This is a genomic window from Sulfurimonas sp., from assembly GCF_028713515.1.
In the GTDB taxonomy this organism is placed as follows: Bacteria; Campylobacterota; Campylobacteria; order Campylobacterales; family Sulfurimonadaceae; genus Sulfurimonas.
Window position 1 is genome coordinate 174,369 of record NZ_JAQTOD010000003.1, and the last position, 26,986, is coordinate 201,354.

The 26,986-nt window shown below is 35.0% G+C and carries 32 protein-coding genes; 24 read left to right on the top strand and 8 right to left on the bottom strand.

Features of this window, described 5'->3' with window-relative positions:
• Positions 1-65 precede the first annotated feature (65 nt).
• The 9 genes from PHV22_RS07220 (at position 66) to PHV22_RS07260 (ending at position 7,241) form a co-directional block, all read left to right on the top strand.
• A complete protein-coding gene (locus PHV22_RS07220; RefSeq protein ID WP_295022646.1) occupies positions 66-341 on the top strand; it encodes a NifU family protein in 276 nt (91 codons plus the stop codon).
• Positions 342-356: 15 nt separating this feature from the next.
• On the top strand, positions 357-947 hold the full coding sequence (locus PHV22_RS07225; RefSeq protein WP_295022648.1) for a hypothetical protein: 591 nt from the start codon (positions 357-359) through the stop codon (positions 945-947).
• Positions 937-2,238, top strand: coding sequence for a UDP-N-acetylmuramoyl-L-alanyl-D-glutamate--2,6-diaminopimelate ligase (locus tag PHV22_RS07230; protein WP_299946725.1), 1,302 nt, complete (start codon positions 937-939; stop codon positions 2,236-2,238). The genes PHV22_RS07225 and PHV22_RS07230 overlap by 11 nt, the downstream gene beginning before the upstream one ends.
• 61 nt (positions 2,239-2,299) lie before the next feature.
• Positions 2,300-2,674 (top strand): (2Fe-2S) ferredoxin domain-containing protein, encoded by a 375-nt coding sequence (locus PHV22_RS07235; RefSeq protein WP_295022651.1) that lies wholly within the window; start codon positions 2,300-2,302, stop codon positions 2,672-2,674.
• A 2-nt stretch (positions 2,675-2,676) separates the two neighbouring features.
• On the top strand, positions 2,677-3,042 hold the full coding sequence (gene panD, locus PHV22_RS07240; protein WP_295022653.1) for an aspartate 1-decarboxylase: 366 nt from the start codon (positions 2,677-2,679) through the stop codon (positions 3,040-3,042).
• Between the two features lie 70 nt (positions 3,043-3,112).
• On the top strand, positions 3,113-4,102 hold the full coding sequence (locus PHV22_RS07245; protein ID WP_295022655.1) for a PDZ domain-containing protein: 990 nt from the start codon (positions 3,113-3,115) through the stop codon (positions 4,100-4,102).
• 12 nt (positions 4,103-4,114) lie between these two features.
• Positions 4,115-4,960: a polyprenyl synthetase family protein gene (locus PHV22_RS07250; protein ID WP_295022657.1), complete on the top strand. Its 846-nt coding sequence runs from the start codon at positions 4,115-4,117 to the stop codon at positions 4,958-4,960.
• Between the two features lie 18 nt (positions 4,961-4,978).
• The gene (gene tkt / locus PHV22_RS07255; protein ID WP_295022659.1) at positions 4,979-6,895 is read left to right on the top strand and encodes a transketolase; all 1,917 of its coding nucleotides are present in this window, start codon (positions 4,979-4,981) and stop codon (positions 6,893-6,895) included.
• Between the two features lie 67 nt (positions 6,896-6,962).
• A complete protein-coding gene (locus PHV22_RS07260; RefSeq protein ID WP_295022666.1) occupies positions 6,963-7,241 on the top strand; it encodes a CDGSH iron-sulfur domain-containing protein in 279 nt (92 codons plus the stop codon).
• Here the strand turns inward: PHV22_RS07260 and PHV22_RS07265 are convergent.
• The gene (locus PHV22_RS07265) at positions 7,238-7,906 is read right to left on the bottom strand and encodes an endonuclease III domain-containing protein (protein ID WP_295022668.1); all 669 of its coding nucleotides are present in this window, start codon (positions 7,904-7,906) and stop codon (positions 7,238-7,240) included. The genes PHV22_RS07260 and PHV22_RS07265 overlap by 4 nt on opposite strands.
• A 3-nt stretch (positions 7,907-7,909) precedes the next feature.
• Positions 7,910-8,818 (bottom strand): AEC family transporter, encoded by a 909-nt coding sequence (locus PHV22_RS07270; protein WP_295022670.1) that lies wholly within the window; start codon positions 8,816-8,818, stop codon positions 7,910-7,912.
• 47 nt (positions 8,819-8,865) lie between these two features.
• Between PHV22_RS07270 and PHV22_RS07275 the strand changes: the two genes are divergently transcribed.
• From PHV22_RS07275 to PHV22_RS07345, 15 genes are all read left to right on the top strand, one after another.
• Positions 8,866-9,186 carry a co-chaperone YbbN gene (locus PHV22_RS07275; RefSeq protein ID WP_295022671.1) on the top strand — a complete coding sequence of 107 codons (321 nt, stop codon included), beginning with the start codon at positions 8,866-8,868 and terminating at the stop codon, positions 9,184-9,186.
• Positions 9,187-9,274: 88 nt separating this feature from the next.
• Positions 9,275-10,099: a hypothetical protein gene (locus PHV22_RS07280; protein WP_295022673.1), complete on the top strand. Its 825-nt coding sequence runs from the start codon at positions 9,275-9,277 to the stop codon at positions 10,097-10,099.
• A 44-nt stretch (positions 10,100-10,143) separates the two neighbouring features.
• The gene (locus PHV22_RS07285; RefSeq protein ID WP_295022676.1) at positions 10,144-10,341 is read left to right on the top strand and encodes a YwbE family protein; all 198 of its coding nucleotides are present in this window, start codon (positions 10,144-10,146) and stop codon (positions 10,339-10,341) included.
• Between the two features lie 37 nt (positions 10,342-10,378).
• Positions 10,379-10,882 (top strand): S-ribosylhomocysteine lyase, encoded by a 504-nt coding sequence (gene luxS, locus PHV22_RS07290; RefSeq protein ID WP_299946736.1) that lies wholly within the window; start codon positions 10,379-10,381, stop codon positions 10,880-10,882.
• Positions 10,883-10,884: 2 nt separating this feature from the next.
• On the top strand, positions 10,885-11,187 hold the full coding sequence (locus PHV22_RS07295; RefSeq protein ID WP_299946739.1) for a hypothetical protein: 303 nt from the start codon (positions 10,885-10,887) through the stop codon (positions 11,185-11,187).
• Between the two features lie 5 nt (positions 11,188-11,192).
• Complete coding sequence (locus tag PHV22_RS07300; RefSeq protein ID WP_299946742.1) at positions 11,193-11,687, top strand: hypothetical protein; 495 nt, start codon at positions 11,193-11,195, stop codon at positions 11,685-11,687.
• Positions 11,688-12,236: 549 nt separating this feature from the next.
• A complete protein-coding gene (gene pseB / locus PHV22_RS07305; protein ID WP_299946745.1) occupies positions 12,237-13,241 on the top strand; it encodes a UDP-N-acetylglucosamine 4,6-dehydratase (inverting) in 1,005 nt (334 codons plus the stop codon).
• A 3-nt stretch (positions 13,242-13,244) separates the two neighbouring features.
• Positions 13,245-14,372 carry a UDP-4-amino-4,6-dideoxy-N-acetyl-beta-L-altrosamine transaminase gene (gene pseC / locus PHV22_RS07310; protein WP_299946748.1) on the top strand — a complete coding sequence of 376 codons (1,128 nt, stop codon included), beginning with the start codon at positions 13,245-13,247 and terminating at the stop codon, positions 14,370-14,372.
• Entirely contained in the window at positions 14,373-15,089 is a 717-nt protein-coding gene (gene pseF / locus PHV22_RS07315) for a pseudaminic acid cytidylyltransferase (RefSeq protein WP_299946751.1), read from the top strand.
• On the top strand, positions 15,073-15,978 hold the full coding sequence (pseG, locus tag PHV22_RS07320) for a UDP-2,4-diacetamido-2,4,6-trideoxy-beta-L-altropyranose hydrolase (protein WP_299946754.1): 906 nt from the start codon (positions 15,073-15,075) through the stop codon (positions 15,976-15,978). Before pseF ends, pseG begins: the two co-directional genes overlap by 17 nt.
• Positions 15,975-16,484, top strand: a complete 510-nt coding sequence (pseH, locus tag PHV22_RS07325; protein WP_295022721.1) for a UDP-4-amino-4,6-dideoxy-N-acetyl-beta-L-altrosamine N-acetyltransferase — start codon at positions 15,975-15,977, stop codon at positions 16,482-16,484. The genes pseG and pseH overlap by 4 nt, the downstream gene beginning before the upstream one ends.
• Before the next feature lie 3 nt (positions 16,485-16,487).
• Positions 16,488-17,528, top strand: coding sequence for a pseudaminic acid synthase (pseI, locus tag PHV22_RS07330; RefSeq protein ID WP_295022723.1), 1,041 nt, complete (start codon positions 16,488-16,490; stop codon positions 17,526-17,528).
• Positions 17,522-18,538 carry a hypothetical protein gene (locus PHV22_RS07335; RefSeq protein ID WP_295022725.1) on the top strand — a complete coding sequence of 339 codons (1,017 nt, stop codon included), beginning with the start codon at positions 17,522-17,524 and terminating at the stop codon, positions 18,536-18,538. The genes pseI and PHV22_RS07335 overlap by 7 nt, the downstream gene beginning before the upstream one ends.
• Positions 18,539-18,545: 7 nt before the next feature.
• Positions 18,546-19,508 (top strand): Gfo/Idh/MocA family oxidoreductase, encoded by a 963-nt coding sequence (locus PHV22_RS07340; protein ID WP_295022727.1) that lies wholly within the window; start codon positions 18,546-18,548, stop codon positions 19,506-19,508.
• Positions 19,493-20,785 (top strand): DegT/DnrJ/EryC1/StrS aminotransferase family protein, encoded by a 1,293-nt coding sequence (locus tag PHV22_RS07345; protein ID WP_299946758.1) that lies wholly within the window; start codon positions 19,493-19,495, stop codon positions 20,783-20,785. The genes PHV22_RS07340 and PHV22_RS07345 overlap by 16 nt, the downstream gene beginning before the upstream one ends.
• A gap of 31 nt (positions 20,786-20,816) precedes the next feature.
• Here the strand turns inward: PHV22_RS07345 and PHV22_RS07350 are convergent, their stop codons facing one another.
• The 6 genes from PHV22_RS07350 to rffA are packed head-to-tail and all read right to left on the bottom strand — an operon-like array spanning position 20,817 to position 26,986.
• Positions 20,817-22,133 (bottom strand): exopolysaccharide biosynthesis polyprenyl glycosylphosphotransferase, encoded by a 1,317-nt coding sequence (locus PHV22_RS07350; protein ID WP_295022731.1) that lies wholly within the window; start codon positions 22,131-22,133, stop codon positions 20,817-20,819.
• Complete coding sequence (locus PHV22_RS07355) at positions 22,130-22,957, bottom strand: glycosyltransferase family 2 protein (RefSeq protein ID WP_299946761.1); 828 nt, start codon at positions 22,955-22,957, stop codon at positions 22,130-22,132. Before PHV22_RS07355 ends, PHV22_RS07350 begins: the two co-directional genes overlap by 4 nt.
• Positions 22,958-22,976: 19 nt before the next feature.
• Entirely contained in the window at positions 22,977-23,903 is a 927-nt protein-coding gene (locus PHV22_RS07360) for a glycosyltransferase family 2 protein (RefSeq protein WP_299946764.1), read from the bottom strand.
• A complete protein-coding gene (locus PHV22_RS07365; RefSeq protein ID WP_299946767.1) occupies positions 23,900-24,748 on the bottom strand; it encodes a glycosyltransferase in 849 nt (282 codons plus the stop codon). Before PHV22_RS07365 ends, PHV22_RS07360 begins: the two co-directional genes overlap by 4 nt.
• Complete coding sequence (locus PHV22_RS07370) at positions 24,738-25,853, bottom strand: DegT/DnrJ/EryC1/StrS aminotransferase family protein (protein ID WP_299946770.1); 1,116 nt, start codon at positions 25,851-25,853, stop codon at positions 24,738-24,740. The genes PHV22_RS07365 and PHV22_RS07370 overlap by 11 nt, the downstream gene beginning before the upstream one ends.
• Positions 25,850-26,986: a dTDP-4-amino-4,6-dideoxygalactose transaminase gene (gene rffA / locus PHV22_RS07375; protein ID WP_299946773.1), complete on the bottom strand. Its 1,137-nt coding sequence runs from the start codon at positions 26,984-26,986 to the stop codon at positions 25,850-25,852. Before rffA ends, PHV22_RS07370 begins: the two co-directional genes overlap by 4 nt.

Sequence of the window (26,986 nt, forward strand, 5' to 3'; positions counted from 1 at the left end):
TATCGCTAACTAAGTGTTTTTGTCATATTTTACGGATTAAAATTAACTAATAAGAGGCAATTGAGATGATCCCATTTACAGACGAAGAGCTTATGGTTCCAGTAAAAAACACTATTGATAAAGTTCGTCCATCTTTAGCCCTTGATGGCGGTGATATAGCTTTTATTACCGTTAAAAACTCAAAAGTTTATATACAGCTAAAGGGGGCTTGTATCGGTTGCGCAAGTAGTGGAACAACCCTGAAATATGGCGTTGAGAGGCAGCTAAAAATTGATATACACCCAGAGTTAACAGTTATAAATGTACCCGTTGGTATGGAACATGATATAGATAATTTATAAAAGAAGTAGAGACGAATGAGTATTAGCAAATACAAAATATTATCACAAGCAAAAGACTATTTTTCAAAGTCAGATTTTCAAAATGCACTAAAGAATTTCGCGATAGTTTTGCAAAACTATCCAAACTCAAAAGAGGCGTATAATGGCGTTATCTTATCAGAAATGGCTATGAGCGGAGAGGGCGGAGCTGAGGCACTTTTTGACTATTATGAAGTTTTAAAAGCGGAAGATGAAGAGCAAGCAGATATGATTATGAGCGATATTTTACAAAATATGGATGGCACGCTAGATAGGCTTAGCAGTATGTTTGCAGAACCACTTCGCAACAGGTTAGAGTTTGAAGACGGTATACTTTATCAGGACTTCAAGGTACTACTCGATAGTGGAGAGGGCTTTAAAGAGACATTTGAAAATATAATGTTCTCAACAAAGGTAATAATTACTCAAAAGGATGACTTTATTGACTTTCTTGATAAGCTTATAGAGAATGATTTTGCTGAAATGGCTCTAAGTTATTTGGAAAATGCGCTCAGCATCTATCCTGGAGACAGACTTCTTAAAAAATTATTTGTAAAATTAGCAAAAGGCAAACGAATTGAAAATTGAACTACCAAACGAAGAGTTTAGATTTGTTACAGAAGATTCTAAACTATGTGATGCCCAGACAGCTTTTGTTCTAACACCACAAAATGAGAAATATTTACAAAACGCAAAAGATAATGGAGCTCATTCAGTTATAGACATAAAGAGCGTTTCAAAACTTTTTGGAGTGGATAGAATAAAAATAGTTGGTATAACAGGGACAAATGGTAAAACAACAACCGCTAGTGCAATCTACTCATTTTTACTAGATTTGGGCTACAAAGCCGCAATGCAAGGAACTAGAGGATTTTTTATGAATGATGAGATGGTTGAGGGCAAAACTCTGACTACACCATCAGTTTTAAATACTTATAAACATATTTATCAAGCCGTAGAGGCTGGTTGTGAATTTTTTATAATGGAAGTTAGCTCTCATGCAATCGCTCAAAAAAGAGTTGAGGGATTGAATTTTGAGCTGAAAATACTTACAAATATTACTCAAGACCATTTGGATTATCACAAAACAATCGGCGAGTACATAGCTACAAAAAATAGTTTTTTTCAGGATGAGAGTAAAAAACTAATAAATAAAGATGAGCCAAGAGCATCGTTTAACTTTAAAAATACTTTTACTTACGGCATAGAAAATCCTGCTACATATAGACTTATAGCATACTCTCTAAACAATGCCACAAGTGGAATTATCCAGCATTTTAAAGATGTTGTTCCATTTACGGCAGCACTCCATGGATTTTTTAATCTCTATAATCTTATGGCAGCAATTAGTGCTGTGCACCTTATAACTGGTAAAAAACTTGAAGAAGTTGCAGAAGTTGTGGATAATTTTGCTGGAGTTAGTGGTAGAATGGAGCAAGTGAGTGAAACTCCAAATGTGATTGTCGACTTTGCTCATACGCCAGATGGGATGCAACAAGCACTAAATGCTCTAAAAGAGAAAGAGTTGTTGGTAGTTTTTGGAGCCGGTGGTGATCGTGACAAATCAAAAAGAGCTTTAATGGGCAGAGTTGCTGCTAGTTTGGCAAAGAGAGTCTATATAACAAGTGACAATCCACGACATGAAGACCCAGAGATGATTATTGCGGATATTTTGAGTGGCATTGAAGATAAAACTAATGTTCAAGTTGAGCCAAACAGAAGAGAAGCCATTAAAATGGCTTTAATTGATCAAAAAGATGATGAAGTTGTGGTAATTCTTGGCAAAGGTGATGAAGCTTACCAGATAATCTATGATGAAGAACTACCTTTTGATGATAGAGAAGTTGTGCGAGAACTGCTTAAAAATATAACTAAATAAGTAACGCAATTATTTATGAACTTATTTTTGTTATAATTGCGAAAAATATTAAGGATAATTTATGGGAATTCCTCAACCGGCATTTTATATATTTAAGTGTGAACAAACATCTCCTCCGGGTATGCCAAAGCCATCATGTGTAACACCGCAGACTCAGGACTTGTTTCAGCATTTAGCACAATCGCTTATGAAAAATGGCATAATGGGGACAGTTCAACCTATCCGTACATCTTGCTTAAGTCGCTGCAGTTCAGGTCCTGTTATGTTAGTTGAACCGGGACACTTTATGTATGCAGGACTTACAAAAGAGAAGATTGACAGAATTGTAGAAGAGCATCTTCTTGGCGGAAAAGTTGTTGAAGAGTTTCTTATAAGCGCTGATGTTTGGGATGAACCAATCTCTCCATGTGAGATGAAAAAACAGATGGGAATGTAATCATGACAATCGAGATGTTATACAGCAAAATTCATCGTGCAACTGTAACTGATGCTAACTTGAATTATGTTGGTTCTATTACAATTGATGAAGAGCTTTTAGAAGCTTCAAAGATGAGAATTGGACAAAAAGTAGAGATTTTAAACATCAATAATGGCGAGAGATTCTCGACTTATGTAATCCTTGGTGAGAGAGGCAAAAGAGATGTTTGCCTAAATGGTGCTGCTGCTAGAAAAGTTCATAAAGGCGATAAAATTATTATTGTTGCGTACGCTACTTATGATGAAAAAGAGTTAGAAAACTATAAGCCAAGAGTTGTTTTGGTTGATGAAAACAATGATATTGAAGAGATATTAGAGAAGATATAGCAATGCGCAACAACTGCTTCTTTACAATTTTGATGTTTAAAGAAGCAATGAGTTGCTTGAAGTTGTGTAGATGCTAAAGCTACTTTTTCTTTTGGTAGCTCTTTTTTTAAACCTTTTTGCCTTATGTGGCAACAGTGCCAACTTTGACTCTTGCAAACAAAAAGTTATCGACTCAAAAACAGTCGTGAATGAGTCGCTTCAAATACCAATAGAAAAAAATCAAAGACTAATCTTCTCCCAAACTCCCCCAACACAAAAAATTATCAAATATGATCCATTTCTGTCTCTTTATCTTGTAGAGGAGAGTTATGGATTCAAATATCCTTTTAGATTTAACAGTAAATTTTCCGGCAATAGAGCAGTAATTAATGACAAAGTAGCCCTAAAAGGTGAGATAGTAAAGCACCAAATAGGGGTTGATAGTTTTGCACAATATAGTCAAAATTTACTCAATCTTGGAGTTGTCATAAACGGTTGTTGCTATCTGGAAGCAATCGTTACTCCAAGAGGAGCTATAGAAAAAGAGTATATTCAACGGTTTATTGATACAAAAAAAGTTTCATACGGTGATTTTGGGATTAAGATAAAAGATACTGAAAAATCTGTTATTGTAGATGAAAGCAACCCTTTTTTAGATGGCAACCTGTTTAAAAAAGGCGATTTAATAGTTGAGTTTGATGGCAAAAAAGTGACTAATAGCGCGGCTCTGATGAGAGATATTTTGTTTAGCGAGGTTGGTTCTGCTCATAGTGCAAAAGTGCGCAGAGATGGCTCGGAGCTTATGCTTAACATGACAACTAAAAACAGAGAGAGTGGTGGTTTTGTGAGCGAGAAACCACTGGAGTTTTTTGGAATTAGTTATGATGAAAATCTGTTAGTTATAAAAACAGATAAAGAAGCTGAAGCTCATGGCGTTATAGTTGGAGATAGACTACTCCAGATTGAAGCGCAAAGCGTAAAGACAAAAGAGGATATTTATAAAATCTTCTCTGGCGGCAAGAAAACAGCTATTTTACTTTTTCAAAGAGATGATTTTCAGTTTTTTGTGAATATTAATTAGCTAAAATTCCAAATGCAAAATTTTGAGTCATTTTTACTAAATCATCTTCCAGTATCAAAAAGCATACATCCAACATACGAACAGGCTCTACAAAAAATGCTTGTTGCTGGCGGAAAAAGATTTCGCCCAGAACTTTTACTAGGCGTCGTAAAAGCTTATAATCCGCTTCTCATAGAAGGAGCAATGCATGCTGCTTACGCTGTTGAGCTTCTTCATACCTACTCACTTATTCACGATGATCTTCCGGCTATGGACAACTCGCCTCTTCGCAGAGGAGAACCGACTCTTCATGTTGCTTTTGATGAAGTAACTGCGATTTTGGTTGGCGATGCACTTAACACTTACTCGTTTGAAGTTTTAAGCAACGCGCCATTTTCAGACTACACAAAAATTTATCTTATTAGAGAACTAGCTAGCAGTGGCGGATTAAACGGTATGGTTTTGGGTCAAGCAATTGATTGTTATTTTGAAAATAGACCTCTTGGCATAGAGGATGTAAGGATTTTACACACAAACAAAACTGCAAAACTGATCGCATGCTCACTAAAAATGGGTGCGATTATAGTTGGTAAAGAGAAGTTAGCAGAAGAGCTTTATGAGTTTGGCATAAAGCTAGGACTTCTGTTTCAGATTCAAGATGATATTTTGGATGTAACTCAAAGTTCTCATGAAGCGGGGAAACTTACAAATAATGATGAAGCGAAAAATAGTTTTGTGACGCTACTTGGGCTTAGCGCGACATTAAAAGAGGCGGATTCTTTGGCAGATGAGCTAATTTTAGAGTTAAATAGTTTTGATGATAAACTTAAAAATGAGCTCTCATCGCTCCTTCTTCAATATATAAATAGACATAGATAAATCAAAAAGGTAATTAGTATGAGCAATGAAATTCGTCAAAAGATGGCAAACAGTATAAGATTTTTAGCAGCAGATATGGTTCAACGAGCAAACTCAGGTCATCCTGGTGCACCGATGGGTTTAGCAGATATCGCAGTTGTTTTAAGCGAACATCTGAATCATAATCCAAAAAATCCATCTTGGTTAAATCGCGATAGGTTAGTATTTTCTGGTGGACACGCAACTGGTTTAATATACTCACTTTACTATCTTTGGGGATATGGTTTAACTATCGATGATTTGAAAAATTTTCGCCAGCTAGACTCTAAAACTCCTGGACATCCAGAGTTTGGACATACAGCTGGAATTGAGATAACAACTGGACCACTAGGACAAGGCATCGCAAATGCTGTTGGTTTTGCTATGGCTTCAAAGTTTGTAGGCGCACAGACAAATTCAGAGACTGCAAATGTGATTGACCATAAAGTTTACTGCTTATGCGGAGATGGGGATTTAGAAGAGGGGATTAGCTATGAAGCTTGTTCTATTGCTGGACACAACAAACTAGACAATCTTATACTCATTTATGATTCAAACCGTATTACAATTGAGGGTTCAACAAGTTTAAGCATAAGTGAAAATATCCGCGGCAGATTTGAGTCTCAGGATTGGGCAGTGTTAGAGTGTGATGGACACAATTTTGATGAGATAGATAGTGTGATTACTACTGCAAAATCAAACTCTAAGCCGACTATAATCATAGCAAACACAACAATAGCGAAATGTGCCGGCAAATTAGAGGGCTCACATCACTCTCATGGCGCTCCGCTTGGTGCTGATGTTATTGCAGAGGCAAAAAGAGCTGTTGGTTTTAATCCTGAAAAATCATTCCATGTTGATGAGGATGTTTTAATTCGTTTTAGATGTGCGATTGAAAAGGGCGATTTGGCGGAGAGAGAGTGGATTCATAGCTTAAAAACTCTTCCGCTTATGGAGCAAAATGAAGCGCTTGTTGCTCTGCAAAATCCTGATTTCTCAAAAATCCAATGGCCTCTTTTTGAAAAGGCAGATGCTACAAGAAACACAAACGGAAAGATTATGAACGCAATAGCTAGGGCTCTTCCTTGCTTTTTAGGCGGCAGTGCAGATTTAAGTCCATCAAATAAAACAGAACTTATAGATATGGGAGTCTATCCAAAAGGGCGAAATATTTACTTTGGAATTCGCGAACATGCAATGGCTTCAATTGTAAATGCAATGGCTCTTTATGGACCGCTTATGCCGTTCTCGGCTACATTTTTTGTGTTTTCGGACTATTTAAAACCAGCAGCTAGAATAGCGGCACTTACAGGAATTCAGCAATTTTTTATCTGGACACATGACAGCATCGGAGTTGGAGAAGATGGACCTACACATCAGCCGATTGAGCATTTAAGCCAGTTCCGCGCACTTCCAAACTTCTATGTATGGCGTCCTGCAGATGGCGCTGAAAATATTGAAGCGTGGAGAGTTGCTCTTAGTATGAAAAAATCTCCATCGGCATTTGTCTGCTCTCGTCAAAATCTAAGTGTGCTTCCAAAAGCCGTAGTTGGTGAAATTTCTAAAGGTGGATATTTGGTTGCAAAAGATGAAAATGCAACTATAACTTTGATGGCATCTGGCTCGGAAGTTGAGCTATGTCTTAAAGTAAAAGAGGCGTTAAATGCAAAAGGCATTAAAGTCAATGTTGCTTCAATTCCGTGTTACGACCTTTTTATAGAGCAAGATAAGACATATATAGATTTAGTTATAAAAGTAGACAGTAAAAAAGTAGCAGTTGAAGCAGCAAGAGGGTTAGAGTGGTACAGATTGGCTGATGAGGTAATTGGTATGGACACATTCGGTGCTTCTGCTCCGGCTGAAAAGCTATTTGAGAAATTTGGATTTAGCGTAGAGGGAATTTTAGCTAGAGTATAATTTTCTTAAGCATTATTGGCTTTTTTTATCTTATAATGGTATGCAAATAGATAAAAAGGAGTAGTATATGTGCGGCGAAGCTATAGTTTTTTCTAATAAACCAAAAGGTGTTACGCTAGAAGGTGGCGTTGAGTACTATTTATGTGCTTGTGGCAGAAGTAAAGATGGTGTTTTTTGTGATGGAAGTCACAAAGTAACAAGTTGTCTTCCAAAAAAAGTTGTTGTTGAAGATACAAGACAATATCATATCTGTATGTGCAAGTCTAGTAAAAATTTCCCATTTTGTGATGGAACTCATAGCCAATATAGCGATAAAGATGTGGGTGGAACTGTTTTTGGTGATTAATTCGCCAAAAAACATCCAACGCCATAAGGCTTTTTAGAGTAGTATTTTTTACCATGTTCTACTATTAGAGCATGAAACTCTTGATACACTCTGAGGAGATTTTCTTTATCATTAATAACCTCTTTTAAAGAATTCTGCATAAGTTGTTTTATGTTGCCGTACTTTGCTCTCTCATCTACAAGTTCCAAATGAGTTAATAATCTTTTTGTATAAGCATCAACTTTAAACTCCAGCTCTTTATAACCATAAAGCAACATAGAATCCGCCGTCTCTTCACCTATTCCTTTTATGTTAAGTAGGGCTTCTCTGGTTGGGGTTTTGCCATCAAGTGATTTGTAAAACTTTATAAACTCTAAAATATAAAGAGCCTTTTGGTTGTAGTATCCGGATGGTCTTATTGCCTCTTTTAGCTCTTTAATATCCATATTTTCAATTTTATAAGGGTTTATCGCCCCTTTTGCATATAAATTTTCTAGCGATTTTACAACCGAGGTAAATGTTGTGTTTTGAGTTAAGATACTACCCAAACAGACTTCAAATATTTCATCACTATTTCTTGGAAAAGTGTAATCATCCTTATGGTACCCATATCCCAAAATTGGCCACCATCCTTGAGACCCATAGTTGGCGTGCAGTTGTTTGTATATCTCATATATTTTATTCATCTTTTATAAGTAAGCCAAAACTTTAACTCCTACAAAAATAACTCCTAAAAATAGAATTGAAGAGACAAATACAAGGGCGGTTACAACTCTTGGACTACAATCATAAAGCGATGCGATGTTAACATTTGCAACTGCTAGTGGCATTAGAAGCTCTATAAAAATTATCCCTTTTATGGTTAAATCTAGTTCAATATTGTAGAGAATTAAAAAAGATACAGCCGGAATTATGATAAATTTCATGCTTATGACCCATATAGCCAGCTTTTTGCTTATCTCTTTTATTTTTGTTCCGTAGAGGTAGATTCCAAATAAAAATAGCTGCATTGTCATTGAGGCATAAGCGCCCATCATGAGTGTTTTCATAATAGCTTCGTTTGGTTTGTAGTTGAAGAAACTAAGAGCGATGGCAAACATTGCAGCCCAGAGTATAGGAAGTTTTACTATGTTTTTTAGCGATGTTTTTGTATCATAAGCGCCTCTTGAGTAGTAAAAAACTCCAAAAGTATAGACCACAAAAACATTTACAAGATTTATGACTGTTACATACGGGATGGACTCTTCGCCGAAAATGGCTATGCAAAGCGGTATCCCTAGATTTCCTGTGTTTCCTATAGCGGCCGAAACTGTTGCAATTGAACGCTCTTTTTGTGTAGAAAATATTTTTTTTGCAATAAAAGCAGATAACGCTAAAACAATTATAGTAACTAGAAAATATATGGATGGTGCAAAAAGTAGAGTTATGTCTATGGGGCGAATCAGAAGTCCCCAAAATGTCAGAAAAACTTGTAAGAAGTAAATATTTATGATTGTTATTGTTTTCTCATCAACATCATCTTTAAAGCTCATCTTCGCAAGATAGCCCAAGAATATAAAAAAGTAAATACCTAAGATGGAGTATATAATAGAACTCATAAGTGCGATTATAGTATAATTTCGTACAAAAACAGAGGTTTTAAGATATGCAGAGAGTTGAAGATATTAAAAAAATTATAGAAGAAAATAGGGCGGTAATGCTTTACTTTTCAGCACCGTCGTGCAATGTCTGCCATGCCTTAAAGCCAAAATTAGTAAGCGCTATAGAGAGTAACTTTAGTGAGTTTAAAATCATAAACATTGATGTTTCAATAGAGCAAGAGCTAGCCGCAAGTTTTAGCGTTTTTGCCATTCCTACTGTTTTAATTTTTCTAGAAGGAAGTGAATTTTTGAGAAAGTCTCGTCATATGAGTGTTGATGAGCTTATAAAAGAGATAAGACGACCTTATGATATTATGTGTTCGTAGTATATTTTTTTTAAATAGTTTAAGTCATATTTTTGATAGAAAAGATATACTTTCTGGCAGTTAATTATATTGCAAAAAAGGTTGGGTAATGAATAATTTAGACGAACAAAAAGATAAGACGGATAGCAACACCCCATATTATAAATTATTTAAATCGACCATAGATAGACAAAAAGATCTTATTGTTCTGCTGCACAACAATACTCCAATACTCTTTAACAAGGCTTTTATTGATTTTACAAATATTGATACCCCTAAGGAGTTTATACGGGAATATAGCTCTATATTTAGCCGTTTTGTCCCTTATGATAGCTATTTTCATGCTGGAAATATAGAAAATTTAGAACATTGGGTTGATGAATTTATAAAACTGCCAGAAGAAGAAAAAATTGTTAGCATGCTAGATTATAAAATTGATGCTTACGCTTTTTCTTTAGATGTTCAAACGCCTGCTTTAGATTATGCGCTATTGACATTTACTGATATTTCTCAAGACTTAATTAAGCGAATTATGATTGAAAATGATACAAGTATTGATAAAGAGAGCCTTGCGTATGATAAAAAATATTTTATGCATACATTGCAAAGTTTTTATAATGCAGCAATTTTTAATAAAAAAACCATTGGAATTACTATCATAGATCTAGTAACTCAAAATGTTATTAATGAAAAAACTTTAAAAGATTTTGTCACACATATTAAGGGCATTATTCGCAAAAATGATATGCTTGTGCGATGGGGAGAGAAACAATTTTTGCTTGCATATTTTGTTGATACAGCTGAAAATAGTGAAAAAATAAGTGAAAAATTACGCCAAGAGTCTCATTATAGAATACGCCTCGGCACCGCCATACAAAAAGAGGGAGAAGAGATAGACCATATTGTTAAAAACGCAGAATCAATGCTTTTATAGCCACTTAAAAAATATAAACAGAGCGCAATAAGAGGAGGTATTCCATGTCAGATGGCACCCAGAGAAAAAATATAAAAAGTAATCAAAGCGTAGCCATAGTTTTAAAGCAAGACCAGTGTAGCGGAGTTTTAACAGATGGCGTAGTTAGGGATATTTTAACAAGTTCACCAAATCATCCACATGGGATAAAAGTTCGCTTAATGAGCGGCGAAGTTGGGCGCGTAAAAAAGATATATAGTTAACAAAAAAAGATACAATAAAATAAAAAAAGGAATTTATATGCCACTACTCGATAGTTTCTGTGTAGATCACACAATTATGCCAGCTCCTGCCGTTCGTCGTGCAAAAGGGATGAAAACTCCAAGTGGAGACGATATTACAGTTTTTGATTTGAGATTTGTTAGACCAAATGAGGAGATTTTATCTCAAGAGGGTATCCATACACTCGAGCATCTTTTTGCTGGATTTATGAGAGAACATCTAAATCATGATGGCGTTGAGATTATAGATATTTCGCCGATGGGTTGTAGAACTGGTTTTTATATGAGTCTTATCGGCACGCCTGATGAGCATGTTGTTGCAGATGCTTGGAGAGCAAGTATGTCGGATATTTTAGAGGTAAAAGAGCAAAAGGATATTCCAGAGCTAAATGTTTACCAATGCGGAACATACAAAATGCACTCACTTGAAGATGCAAAAAACATAGCAAAAGCAGTTTTGAGCAAAGATATAGGCGTTATGGATAATGAAGCATTAGCACTTGACCTTAAAAAGGTTGATTAGCAATGTTCATTTTAATTCCAATGGATAGTGATGATGCCGAAGAAGCGTCACTTACAAAGATAGAAGATGTAAAAGTTTGGGCGCAACTGCTTATAGAAGAGGGTAGAGTTACTCAAACAAACTTTAATGCAGACAAAGATGCGTTTGAAGACCTAAGTGAAGTTCTTGTCGTTAGTAACGATAACGAGTATGTATGGCCGTTTATAGAGCAAAATATGATGGTTTTAGTTGCTCATACACAAAGAAATATTGATGACATTGTGGAAGCCTACTTATTTAGAGAGTTAAACGAACTGGCGTACTAACAAAAGTGAAAAATCTGGAGCAGTTTAAGAAGTTATTTAACCCACTTCCTGGCAACTGCTACCTACAAGTAACAACAGAAGTAGATGATACAACTATCTGGTTCGATGAGATAATCAAAAAAGTGGATGGACGATTTAATCTCGCACTTTATAGTGAAGACAATCTAACTGATGCGCTATTCGCAAAATATGAGAATCTTCAACATATAAAAGAGTTTTCCTTGCCTTTTCGTGCATCCCCAAGAGATTATGATATGGTTATGCTAAGCCATATATTCTCTCTTCATGAAAATCAAGAGATGATTTTAAAACTAGCATACCGAGCATTAGCAAACACCGCAAACATAATCATTATAGAAAAAAAAGATTTAGTAGATACTGCTTTAGTAAAAGAGATGTTAGAGGCGTGTGAATTTAGAGTTGCAAACGAGATAGCCATCTTAGATGACTGTGATTTAATAATTGCCAAGAAGATGCATATGTGGGGCAATGGGCTTTAGGGTTTTTATTTATTATTAAAAATTTAACTTAATTTTATAAAATAAGAATTCGCTTGCTGGGCTTGAACTCAAAGAGTTAAGAGAAGCTATTGTAGAAGAATTACAAAGTAAATAAAACTCTAATTAACTAATTTTAAATCCTCCATATAAGTTTTAAAACTCATATGGAGATACTCTTTCTTTTAGAATATCATAAAAAACAACTTAATTTTTATTTTGAAATATTTTTACTGCTTTGGTTGTTTTAAAGTTATTCAAAATTTAATAGATAGAATTTTATTTTGCAAAAAACCAACAATTTTGGCAACGCCTTAATTAATCGTGTTCCTCATATTATCTTTATTTATTTGGTTATTAAAGCGGTTATTTTGATGTTGGCAGTGGCGAAATAGATTCAGACAAACAAAATTGCCAAATCTTAATTTTTAAGACTATCTGCTTTATCTAAAAACATACTGCTTATACTCAACACAAAATTTTGATAATCAAAACAACATGGTACTAAACTTGCTTAAAAATTAAAAAATAGCCTCAATTACAGGATTGCCAATGTTCAATGAAAAAAATATACTCATAACGGGCGGAACAGGTAGTTTCGGCAAAAAATACACAGAGATAATCTTAAAAAAATACAAACCAAACAAAATAATCATATTTTCAAGAGATGAGTTAAAACAGTATGAGATGGCACAAACCTTTACGGATTCTTGCATGCGCTATTTTATTGGTGATGTTAGAGATGAAAAGAGACTTTTAAAAGCTATGCGAGGTGTTGATTTTGTGATACATGCAGCAGCACTGAAGCATGTGCCGATTGCAGAGTATAACCCGATGGAGTGCATAAAAACAAATATTATGGGTGCTCAAAATGTTATAGATGCAGCACTTGAAACAGGCGTGCAAAAAGTTATAGCCCTCTCGACTGACAAAGCGGCAAATCCTGTAAATCTTTACGGTGCAACAAAACTAGCAAGTGATAAGCTTTTTGTGGCAGCAAATAACCTAACTGGCGATAGAGAAACAAAGTTTTCGGTTGTTAGATATGGCAATGTTATAGGTTCTCGTGGCTCAGTTGTACCATTTTTTCAAAAACTTATCCATGAGGGTGCAACAGAGCTCCCAATAACTGATGTGAAAATGACAAGATTTCTAATCACACTTGAAGATGGGGTAAAGTTTGTTCTTAAAAACTTTGAGAGGATGCAGGGTGGAGAGATATTTATCCCAAAAATCCCATCTATGAAAATGACTGATTTGGCACTTGCAATGGCTCCAAATCTGCCTCATAAGATCATAGGAATTCGCCCCGGAGAGAAACTCCATGAGATTATGTGTCCATCGGACGATAGTCATCTTACGCTAGAGTTTGATGATCATTATGTAATAACGCCTACTATTCAGTTTACGCAAAGTTCTGACTTTAAAAAGAATCTTATAGGTGAGACTGGAGTGGCGGTTGCTCAGGGCTTTGAGTACAACTCTGGAAATAATACAGAGTGGTTAAGCAGTGAGGATTTGGTTGCAAAAATGAACCATACCGAGATTGAGAAATAGCAGATGATTCCCTACTCTACACAGCTGATTGAGCAAGATGATATTGATGTGGTGGTAAGTGTTTTAAACTCTCCGTTTTTAACTCAAGGCGCGAAAGTTGAAGAGTTTGAAAATGCTCTTTGCGACTATGCTGGTGCGAAATTTGCCGTCTCTTTTAACTCTGCAACCTCTGCACTTTTAGCCGCTTATGTCATATGTGGAATCAGTGAGGGTGATGAGATAATCACAACCCCAATTAGTTTTGTAGCAACCTCAAATATGTTTGTCTTGCTTGGAGCAAAGCCCGTCTGGTGCGATGTGAAACTTGATGGAAACATAGACGAGCGACTTATAGAAGGGCTTATAACTCCAAAAACAAAAGCGATAGTAGTTGTAGATTTTGGCGGAAAAGTTGTTGAGATACAAAAGATAAAAGATATAGCAGAAAAACACAATCTAATACTAATAGATGATGCTTCCCATGCCCTAGGTTCAAGTGTTGATGAGCAAAAAGTCGGTTCATTTGCTGACATGACAATATTCTCTTTCCATGCAATCAAGCCCATAACAACAGGTGAGGGCGGTGCAGTTTTAACCGACAATGAGGAGCTTGCAAAAAGAATGAGGCTTTTTCGCTCACATGGAGTGGTTAAAAAAGAGCTTTGGAACTCTGACATGGTAGCCATGGGACACAACTTTAGATTAACAGAGTTCGCGGCAGCGCTTGGACTTAACCAACTTAAAAAATTGGACAGTTTTATAAAAGTTCGTAGTGACATAGCTTCTTATTATGATGAGAGATTTAAAAATGAGAAGCTCTTTATCACTCAAAAGACTCCCTCAAATATGATAAGTTCGAGACATTTATATCCAATAATCTTAAATCCAGAACTGCAATGCCCAAAAGAGGATATTTTCAAAGAGTTGCAAAGTCTTGGGCTTGGTGTTCAGGTTCACTACAAACCAATCTATCAAAACAGTTTTTACAGAGAGAAATTCGGTGATGTCTCGCTTATGGTGGCGGATGATTTTTACAGAAGTGAAATCTCAATACCATGTCATCAAAAGATGAGTATGGAAGATGCAAAATATGTTGCAGATATGTTTTTGGATACCATTCGCAAATATAATCATAGAGGATGCAGTTTTTAAATGAAAACAAAAGCAGTTGCAATTATCCCGGCGCGAGGCGGAAGTAAGCGAATTCCACGAAAAAATATTAAGTTATTTCATGGCAAACCACTCATCGCCTATTCCATACAAGCGGCACTTGATGCAAATATTTTTGAAAAAGTTATAGTTACTACGGACGATGAAGAGATAGCGGCGATTGCAAGAGAATATGGTGCAGAGGTTCCATTTTTACGACCAAAAGAGCTTAGTGATGACTTCACAAATACAAAAGAGGTTATAGACCATGCTTTAAAGTATTTAGAAGATAGGGGCGAGAAATATGAGTACATGTGCACTATCTACGCAACGGCACCTCTGCTTCAAGGCAGATATCTTGTAGAGGGGTATGAGAAGTTAAAAAATAGCAGTGCCATAAACGCTTTTTCATGCACCTCTATGCCGTTTCCAATTCAGCGAACTTTTAAGCTGGATGAAAATGGAAGATGTGAGATGTTTTGGCCTGAAAACTATCCAAAAAGAAGTCAAGATTTGGAAGAAGCATACCAAGATGCAGGGCAGTTTTACTGGAGTAAAGTCGGTAAATATTCAAGCGAGGTTATGTTTGGAAAAGATAGTATCCCTGTTATCTTACCTCGTCATTTGGTTCAAGATATTGATACTTTAGAAGATTGGCAAAGAGCCGAGTTTATGTACGAGGCCGTTATGAAAACAACAACAGATGAACATCCTAATTAGAGCTGACTCATCTTCGACAATAGGTACTGGACATATCATGCGAGATTTGGTTCTTGCAAAGCAGTTTGAAAATTCCAAAATTATTTTTGCCGTGCAAGATTTAGCTGGAAATATAAATTATAAAATAACAGAAGCGGGATATAATTTAGAGATACTAAAAAGTGCCAATATTGGCGAACTAGAGGCTTTAGTTAAAGAGAAAAATATAGATATGCTGGTGATTGACCACTATGATATAGATTTTGAGTTTGAAAAAAGATTAAAACAACAAAACCCAGCGTTAAAAATCTTTGTTTTAGACGATACTTACGAAAAACACCACTGCGACATACTTTTAAATCATAATATCTATGCAAAAAAATCAAAATACAAAGAGCTGGTTCCATCCTCATGCGAAGTTAGATGCGGAAGCAAACAGACGCTTCTTAGGGATGAATTCCACAAAGAAAAAGCCAAAGCTATACCTAAAACAAAAAGTAAGAATATAAAAATTTTTATAGCTATGGGTGGGGCAGATACTCAAAATCTAAATATAAAAATATTAGAAGTTATTAAAGATTTTGACCATGTAAAAGCGGTTGTGGTGACTACGAGTGCAAATAAAAATTTGGAAGATTTAAAAGAGTATGCCAAAGAAAAAAAGTGGATAAAACTTTATATAAACTCAGAAAAAATTGCAAAGCTAATGAGAAAAAGTGATTTTGGTATCATCACTCCTAGCGTTAGTGCAAATGAAGCTTACTTTATGAAGTTGTCTTTTATAGCTATTAAAACTGCCGATAATCAGGGAGAGATGTATAAGTTTTTGAAGAAAAATGGCTTTGGTGTTATGGGACGATTTAGTAAAAAAAAGTTAAACTCCATGGTTAAAGAAATGATTAAAAAATGAAAATTGAGCTAAAAGAAGAGGTCTTTGAGCTTATTAATTTTATTGATTTAACACTTAATGAGCAAAAGATGGTTTTAGTGTGGCGAAATCATGAGAGTGTGAAAAAATGGATGCATGACTCACAAAATATCACAACTAAAAATCACTTAAAGTTTATAGCGTCGCTGAAAATGTCTAAAACAAAAGAGTATATGGTTGTGAAAAAAAACACTGATTATATCGGCGTTGTAGATTTTACAGATATTAATTTTGCTAAAAAGAGCGCAGATATAGGGCTTTATGCAAATCCTATTGATAAAATCAAGGGAGCTGGAAGTATGCTTTTAGAAGTTGGCTTGAAGTATGCTTTTGAGGTTCTAAAACTTAAAACTCTAAATCTTGAAGTATTTATTGATAATGAAAGAGCCATTGGTCTATATAGAAAATTTAACTTTAAAGATAGTGGTAAAAAAGTAGCCGATGGAAAAAGTATTATTTGTATGAAGTTTAGAAATGAAGAGGAGTAGCAGATGAAAATAGGTAATTTTGATTTAGAAAAAGATGGCACTTACATTATAGCGGAGCTGAGCGCTAACCATAATGGAAGTTTGCAAAATGCGCTTGATACCATAAAGGCTGCGAAAGAGTGCGGAGCGGATGCTATAAAACTTCAAACATACACCGCCGATACTTTGACGCTTGACAGTGATAGAGAGGATTTTATCATCAAAGGCACAACGCTTTGGGATGATAAAAAGCTTTATGATTTGTACAAAGAAGCATACACTCCATGGGAGTGGCACAGAGAGCTGTTTGAGTTTGCTAGAAGCATAGAGATAGATATATTTTCTACTCCCTTTGATAAAAGTGCTGTTGATTTTTTAGAACAGTTCGGTCCCTCAACATATAAAATAGCCTCTTTTGAGATAACGGATTATGAGCTTGTGCGGTATGTTGCCTCTAAGGGCAGACCCATTATCATAAGTACAGGAATTGCTACGGTTGATGAGATTCAAGATGTTGTTGATATTTGCAGAGCCGAGGGTAATGAAAATATAATACTGCTTAAGTGTACTTCCGCATATCCGGCACCGCTTCATGAGGCAAATCTCCTAACTATCCCAAACCTTGCTCAAACTTTTGGTGTTGTGAGTGGTTTTTCAGATCACACTATGGGAAGCACCGCTCCTATTGTCGCAGTTGCTCTTGGGGCAAAAGTGATAGAGAAACACTTTATAGTTGACAGAGCCATCGGCGGAGCTGATGCTGAGTTTTCTATGAATAAAGAGGAGTTTAGCGATATGGTAAGAGCCATAAGAGATGCTGAGAAACTTCTTGGGCGAGTTGACTATAGCATGAGTGAAAAGAAGAGAAAAAATAGGCAGTTCTCAAGAAGTCTTTATGTAACAAAAAATATGAAAAAAGGTGAAATTTTTAGCCAAGAGTCTGTGCGAAGCGTAAGACCCGGGTTTGGACTTCATCCAAAATATTTTAAAGAGATTTTAGGAAAAGTGGCAACTCGTGATATTTCATTTGCAGAAGCTTTAGGAAAAAGTGATATATCTTGGTAAAAATTGCTCTTTTTTTTAATGATGGCGGACCTAGCAATAACCTAATCTCTATCATCAAAAGATATGAAGAAGATTATGAGTGGCACCTGTTTGCGTTTAAAGAGTCTCCTGCTTGGTTGGTTTTTGAAAAAGCGAATCTTGGGGTTTGTATAAAAGAGTTAGATAAAGATTCTGACATAAAACAAGAGCTTCTTTTTTTAAAACCTGCCGTTGTTTTGGTTGGCACAAGTTGGCAAAATAGGACTCATCTAGAGTTTATAAAAGTGGCAAAAACTCTTCATATTCCATCGGTTGCGATGCTGGAACATTGGGTAAACTATAGAGAGAGATTTGGCTATCCCGATAAAAACTATAGAAAAAATATCTCTGATTTTATAACCGTGAATGATATTTATGGCTATGAAATGGCTGATGATTTAGGTTTTGCAAATATCATAAAACTTAGATTTTATAATCTTTTGGATGATATAGAGATTTTTGAGAATACTCAGATAAAAGAGCAAAATAGTCTGCTTTTTATAAGTGAACCTACAAAAAAAGTGGCTCTTAATAGTTATGGTAATGAAAATTATTGGGGATTTGATGAGTTTGAGGTTTACGAAGAGATATGTGAAAATATGGAACTCTTCGGCACAAATGAGCTAAATATAAGGCTTCATCCCTCGGATGAAATTGGTAAATATGATTATTTGACAAGTAGATATAAAAACATAAAAATAGAGATAGAAAATCCGTATGAAACAGCGTTGATTAGCTCACTCTGTAAAAATAAAATTATCATTGGAATAGATGGTTTCGTACTTTTTGAAGCAATGTTGCTTGGAAAACTCTCTCTCTCGCTTATGCCACCTTCAAAAAGAGAGTGTGTTGTACCTATTTTTGAGCAAAATAAAATTAGAGCCATAAATAAAAATATGAAACTATCTGATTTTAAAAGAGCTCTATCTGTGGACGAGATAAAATCATTTGGAATTGATTTTGCTACTATGATAAAACAGATAGTAAAATAGGATAAAGATGAACGCTGCCATAGTCGGATGTGGAAATATCGCTGGATTTTACGACACTCCAGATTCTGATGAAATTTTAACTCATGCTCATGCGTTTGCCCTTTGTAAGATAACAGAACTTATAGCATGCTGTGATATAAACGAAATGAGTTTGCAAAAATTTAGCTCCGTCTGGAGAAGTGATATTCGTACATACTTAAGTGTTGATGAGATGCTAAAAAAGGAAGATATTGACCTTTTAGTTATTGCTTCAAATACAGAATCGCACTTTGATGTTTTAGAAAAAGTGCTTCTGAAAACGGATATAAAACATATAATCTGTGAAAAACCATTTGTTTCAAATATGCGAGAGTATAGTAAAATCCATGAACTTATCGAGAAGAAAAACCCAAATCTGCTTATAAACTTCATCCGATGTTTTGACCCATCTATAAACGGCGTTAAAAAACTACTTGAAAAAGGAAAACTTGGAGCTGTTTTAGGGTTTAGTGCAAGAGTAAACAAAGGGCTTTATCATAACGGTTCCCATGTGCTGAGCCTTGTTGAGCATTTTTTTGGAGAGATAAACAAATTTGAGGCAAATGGTGCAAGTGTAATTGATGGCGATATTTACGGCTCTTTTTGGATGCAGACCAAGCAGACAAGTGGAGTTTTGATAAATTTTGACAGTAGTGAGTTTTCTATATTTGAGATGGAAATTGTGTGTCAAAAAGGTGTTATAAAGATTCAGAAATCTGGTTTTGATATAAGAGTCTATAAGGCAAAAGAGTCCAAAAAAGTAAAAGGGACAAAAGAGCTAAAACTTCATAAAAAATATCCAAATAGTCTAAAATACTACGCAAAAAATAGTCTAGAGTTTCTTTTGGATAAAAACTCAAAAGAGCAGCTAGAAAAGCATCTCAGTATTAGTTCTAAGCTGCTAAAAATAAGAGAAAATCTACTCAAAGGAGAGTCGTGCAACTTGCAATAAATGGTGGGAAAAAATTAAGAGATAAGCCTTTTCCAGCTTACAACACAATAGGCAAAGAGGAAGAAGAAGCGGTTTTAAGGGTGCTTAGAAGCGGTAAACTCTCTACTTACATCGGCTCTTGGCATGATGATTTCTATGGTGGGACAGAAGTTAGGGCACTAGAGAAAGAGTGGGCTGAGTATTTTGGCTCCAAACATGCCATAAGCGTAAACTCTGCAACCTCTGGGCTTTATGCCGCAGTCGGAGCGCTTGGTATAACCGCTGGCGATGAGGTGATAGTTTCTCCCTATACTATGAGTGCGAGTGCTACGGCGATACTGCTTTATGGTGGAATTCCTGTGTTTGCGGATATTGAAGAGGAGTTTTTTTGTATAGATCCAAAATCCGTTGAGAGCAAGATAACTTCAAAAACAAAAGCGATTATGGCGGTTGATATATTTGGACAGCCGAGCGATTATAGGGCTTTGAGAGAGATAGCAGACAAGCACAATCTTAAAATCATAGAGGACTGCGCACAAGCTCCTTATGCAAAACTTGATGGTAAATTTGCTGGAACGCTTGGGGATATTGGTATTTTCTCGCTTAACTATCACAAGCATATACATAGCGGAGAGGGTGGAATCGTGGTAACAAACAGTGATGAGCTAGCATTTAAAATTCAGCTTATCCGAAATCATGCAGAGGTTGTAATTGGCGCAAAAGGGTACAAAGAGAAGAGTGAGCTTCACAATATGCTAGGGTTTAACTACCGTATGACGGAAATCGAGGCTTCTATCGCAAGAGTTCAACTGCTAAAGTTAAAAGATTTGGTTGAGCAAAGAGTAGAAAATGTTCTATATATGGAAGAGAGATTTAAAAAGATGCCATTTTTAAAAGTTCCACCCATTAGAGATGGTGCAGCTCACTCTTATTATGTTCATATACTTGTGTTTGATGAGAAGATAGCAGGAGTTCATAGAAACAGATTTATAGATGCTGTAAAAGCTGAACTTCCGCCAACTATTATGCGGGACGACAGCGCTGTTTTGCTTAGCTACGGATATGTAAAACCTCTATATCTTCAACCGCTCTATCAGGAAAAAATCTGTTTTGGAGAGTATCCGTTTAACCATACAGAGCGGGAGTACAAAAAAGGCGACTGTCCTGTTTGTGAAGATATGCACTACAACAAAATCATAACTCATGAGCTTATGCGCCCTGGAATGAGTAGAGATGATATGGATGATGTAGTTCGTGCCTTTGAGAAAGTGTGGGAAAATAGAGGTGAACTCAGCTGATTTGACTCAGCTTTTATCTCTTTACCCATTTTTACTTTGCTCCAACCTTGGATAAAACAACCTTGATGGTTTTCATTATGATTACAAAATCAGCCCATAGTGACCAGTTTTTTATATACCAAATTTCCAGTTCATTTCTCTCTTTAAAGGTAAGATTGTTTCTACCGCTTACTTGCCATAGCCCCGTAATGCCAGGTTTTACTTTTAAAATAAATTGTTTATTCTCCCCTAGCTTATCTGATTCATTTATCATATATGGGCGAGGACCGATTAGACTCATTTCACCTTTTAAGATATTGATAATTTGAGGTAGCTCATCTAAAGAAGTGGCTCGTAACATCTTTCCAAGTCCTGTAATGCGTGGGTCATTTTGGTATTTGTGATACTCTCCATAATATACCACTTCTTCAGGATGCTCTTTTAAGTATTTTTCCAATGTAGCCTCTGAGTTTTCATACATAGTTCTATACTTGTAGCAGATAAAGTTACTACTGTTTTTTCCAAGTCTAGGCTGTTTGAAAAAAATTGCACCTCTGGAATCCAAGCGAATCAATAAACCAATGACAGTGTGCACAACCAAGAATGGCAGTAAGATAATAAGTATAATAAAAAATTCCGCTATATTTTTAATCCATATATTGTGTGCAAGAAGAAGTTTATTTTCCACTTGGATTGTGTTGTATCGTATGTTTGAGTACTCTATGATATTTGAGTTTGCAAAATTAACGCTCGAAATGTAAGGGACGATGTAAACCTCGGCATGGTGAAGTAGATATTTTGCAATCTTTTGCTTCATTTTTGAAGTATCGCTACCTTTTGATGTGATAATTACCGTGTCGTATCTTTTTTCATCATATCGCATACCAAGATACCAGTTTTCATGAAACTCTTTTTTTAAAATATCTTTTTGTGTCTGTTCTCCGATGATATAAACTCTTTTTTGGAAAAATGTAAATCTATAAAGAAATTTCTTAGTATATCTTTTAGCTAGAGGTATTATAAGTAGGGCCAATGTAAAATAGATGGTTATAAAAATCCGCGAATACCCATCTGAAATTTTTGCCAACGCCAATAACGCCATAATAACAAGATACCCATAGAGGATGGACTGCATTATTTTTTTGGTCTCTTGCCAAAAGTCATATCTTAAAGTATATATATTTTCATAAAACATTAATATAAAAATGACAAAAATGACAAAATAAAAGTTTTGAAGCCTCAGCTCATGAAATGTTGGTAGAAATAAGTCGCCTATATTTACTCTTAAATAATATGCTAAATAAAAAAGAGCCATCAAAACTGCTATGTCAATTAAAATAAGAATGAGACTTAGGAGATATTTTTTCATATTTTATACTTCTTTATTATTTCTTGAACTTCTCTGTTTTTCTCTCTTCTAAAACTATCAAAAAACCAACCATATTTATTGAAATAGTAGATTGTAGATTTTATATGAGCTATCAGTAAAGATTTATTTTTATGAGACCCTCTTTCGTGTACATGGGTAATACTGACTTTTGGATAGAAAATAGTTTTATATTTTGCATGGAGTCGCCTGTTGAGGTCAGTGTCTTCCATATACATAAAGATATTTTCATCAAACAGACCGATATTTTTTAGATGTTCAACTCGTAAAAACATAAAACATCCATTTAAAAATGGAACATTTAAAATCTTGTCATAATCAAAATCATGAAGTTCATATTTATGATTGATTTTTTGGACCATTTTATCCAAAGGAATAAATCTTCTAGCAATTAGCTCTATTGGAGTTGGTAGTAAATTACAAAGGTACTGCAATTTTCCATTAGGATAAAATGTTTTTGGGATTATATTTGCCACATCTTGATTTGCTTGCATATACTCATGTAACTCTTCCATCACACCTTGCTCAAAATAAGCATCGGGATTTAAAACCAAGTGGTAACTAGTGCCATCTGTGATACTTTTATTTATAGCTATATTATGAGCCTTGCCAAAGCCTAAGTTTGCATTGTTGTATATATACTCCACTCTCTCATCTATATTTGAGAGATACCTTAAGTTATCTGTAGGTGAATTATCTATCAAATAGAGTTTTACATCCATAGAAGTGTTTAAAAAACTATAAACTGCCTTTTTTAGAAGCTCTTCATTATTTTGATATAAAACTATCGACCCACTTATCTGCACAGCTCTTTCCCCTATATTCTTAAATCTTTAAAAATAACCCTAGATTACGAATAAAGCCTTGTTTCAAAAGTTTATATTTCCATAATATTACTCTTTTTTGCCAAAATGATTTTTCCTCTAACTCAGTAAAATCCTTTAGCATTGCTTTAGTTTTTTCATCCAGCTCATCTTCAAATTGTTCCAAAAAAGCTTTAGCTTGAAACTTGTATTGTCCAACAATATCAAAAGAAAATATTTTATAAAAAGTTTTAAATAATACTTTAAAACTAAATCCATCTGCCCCTACGGTATTGCCGACATGCTGTCTGTATTTTATACAAGTTGTATCTATAAAGCTTATCTTGCCAAATTGACTCGCAACAAGCCCTATCCACCAGTCATGCATAATGGCTCTGTCTGAAACAGGTAGGCACTTTTCTGCAAGTTTTCTATTTATCATCATGGTACACCCAGTGATGGTGTTTTGCACAATGAGATTGTTGAACTTATTTTTATATGGATCTATCTTTTGAAAATTCATAAAAGAATTATTTATAATATGTAGCTTTTCATCCACTACTTCCAAATCGGTATGCACCAAAAGAGGTACATCACCAAACTTTTCACTGGTCTCTTGCATCTTTATAAGAGATATTTGTATCTTATTGTTTTCCCATATATCATCTTGATCACAAAACATAAAATACTCCGCATTGCTATTTTCAACTGCATATCGCAATAGTGTAGCAAAACTATTTTTAGCACCTAGATTCTCATTTATGTCCATCAACCTAATATTATAGGATTTCAGTATATCTAATGTAGCATCACTGCTTTTATCATCTCTGGTTATTATTTCAAAATCTTTATATGTTTGAGCAAATAACGAATCCAATTGCTCTTTTAGGTACTTCTCTCCATTATAAGTGGATAAAAGTATGACTATTTTCTTTTGCATTGCTTTCATTTGAAGTATTTTTTTAGCTTATTTAATTTTATAAATCTTGCACAATAAATAATAACAAATATAAACAGCGTGCTCAATAACTTTATTTTATCTTTTGGGCCAAAAAAAGAGAGATTAGCAAAAACGGTACGAAATCTATCTCTAAGTACCTTATTTCGGAGAATATTTGAGATATTTTCTTCATGTACTCTATAGGCACTAACTTTTTTATTTATAAAACCTAAATAATTTTTTGATACCAACTTTAAATAAAAATCCCAATCTTCGGTCATAAGGTTTTCGTTGTATTTAAAGTCGTTATCCTCATACAGTTTTTTTCGCACCATTAAGACAGGGCCTGGAATAGACCAATGTCTAATAATTTCATTTTTAAGACTATTGTCGTCCATATAAAGCTTTATATCTCTATTGAAGTGCTCCTTTAAAGCACTTGTATATAAACATTTATTATTGTTATTTACAATAATGCAATCACCTATTACAGCCATTTTGCTATAATTATCTTCTAGGTAATTAACTCTACTAGAAAGTCCATCTGGCAATAAATAATCATCACTTGCCAAAAGACATATATACTCACCTTTTGCTAAAGATACTAGTTTATTTAATGTTTTACTAACACCTTGATTTTCTTGACTCTTGTATATAATATCTATTTTATTTGAGTTTAATTTTATCCAATCTGCAATCTTCTCATCAGTACTATCGGTTGAGCCGTCATCTATAATAATTATTTCTTTATTTGAATAGCTGGTTTCTAGTACACTATCCAAGCATTTAACCATATATCTTTCATGATTATATGCTGGGATAATAATAGAAACTAATGGAAAATCAGAACCCATTGATTGCTTGTACTATTTTTATAGTATCTTCTAGGCTCTGCGCCCCACCTATAGGTAAACTTAGAACTTCTTCATGTATCTTTTCGCTGACAGGATAGCTTACATCATTCCACTCTTTATAGGCATTTTGTTTATGTGGTGGGATTGGATAATGTATTAATGTTTGAATTCCATTGTCTAAGAGGTATTTTTGTAATTCTTCTCTTTTTTCTGTTCTGATGACAAATAAATGCCACACATGATTTGAGTAATTTTGAGTGTTTAATTTTGAATTTTGAATTGGAAGGATGATCTTTTCATTTTTAATATTTTGCATATAGTAGTTTGCTATTTCTCTTCTTTTTTCTATTTCTATATCAAGATATTTTAGCTTTACTCTTAACATTGCTGCTTGCATTTCATCTAAGCGACTATTTATGCCTTTGTAAATATTCTCATACTTTTTATGACTTCCATAGTTAGCAAGTGCTCTGATAGTGCTTGCAAGAGTATCATCATTTGTAGTGACAACTCCACCATCGCCTAGTGCACCTAGGTTTTTACCAGGATAAAAGCTAAATCCGCTGGCATCCCCCAGATTTCCACTCCGCTTTTCACCATAATAGGCTCCATGCGATTGTGCTGAGTCTTCGATTACTTTTAGATTATATTTTTTTGCTATTGCATTAATAGCATCCATATCACACGTTTGACCGTAGAGATGTACAGGGAGGATCGCTTTGGTTTTAGAGGTAATTTTTTCTTCGATTTTTATCGGATCGATCAAATAGGTATCGATATTCGGTTCTACGAGAACGGGAACGAGATTGTTTTGAGAGATAGCAAGAATCGATGCGATATAGGTATTGGAAGGAACTATCACTTCATCGCCATCTTTCATAACTCCTAGCTCTTTATAGGCTCTTAGTATTAAGATAAGTGCATCAAGACCATTTGCCACACCGATGGCATGTTTTGTACCACAATATTCAGCAAATTCATTTTCAAACTCTTTACACTCATTTCCTTGAATATACCAACCACTATCTATTACTCTGGTACAAGCTTCTATTAATTTATCTTTATATTGAGCATTTAAGCCTTTTAAATCTAAAAATGGGATCATAAATGTGTACCTTGAAAATATTTTTTTATATTCGAGACAATAATAAAAATGTCATTCTCTAAAAGTTGATAATACATTGGCAACCTAATTAGCCTTTCGCTCTCGCTTGTAGTAAACTCATCCATCCCCTCAAATCTACCAAACTTCAAACCTGCAGGTGCAGAATGTAATGGCACATAATGAAAAACTGCTAAGATGCCATTTTCTTTTAAGTGCTCTAACAGCTTTGTTCTCTCTTTTAAATCTTTCACTTTTAGATAAAACATATGTGCATTTTGTACACATTCTGTAGGGATTTTTGGAAGCTCAAGAAATCCTTTCTCTTCAAGCTCTTTTAATCCATCGTAATATTTTTGCCAACTATTTAATCGGTTCGAATTAATTTCATCTGCTTTTTCAAGATTCCCCCACAAATAGGCTGCACTCATATCATTCATAAGATAACTGCTGCCCAAATCTACCCATGAGTATTTATCAACCATGCCTCTAAAAAATAGACTTCTGTTTGTCCCTTTTTCTCTTATGATTTCAGCTCTTTGTGTAAATCTTGCATCATTGATAACAAGAAGTCCACCTTCACTGGTATAGTTTTTTGTTTCATGAAAGCTATACGCTCCTATATGCCCGATTGTCCCAAGCGGTCGCTCTTTATAGGTAGACATCATTCCTTGAGCAGCGTCTTCGACCACAAAAAGTCCGTGACGATTGGCAATATCCATAATAACATCCATCTCACATCCAACTCCTGCGTAATGGACAGGCACAATCGCTTTTGTTTTGTTGGTAATTGCAGCTTCGATTAATGTTTCGTCTATATTCATTGTATCGGGACGAATGTCTACAAACACAATCTTAGCTCCACGAAGAACAAATGCATTGGCAGTACTGACAAAAGTATAAGAAGGCATGATCACTTCATCGCCTTCTTGTATATCTAGCAATATTGCAGCAATTTCAAGTGCATGCGTACACGATGTGGTCAAAAGTGCTTTACTGCATCCGAGTTTAGTTACAAACCATTCGTGGCAGCGTTTCGTAAACTCTCCATCTCCCGAGATTTTTGAGCTTTTCATCGATGCTAAAACGTATTTTTCTTCATTACTGGTAAAAGGCGGTTTGTTAAATAGGATCAT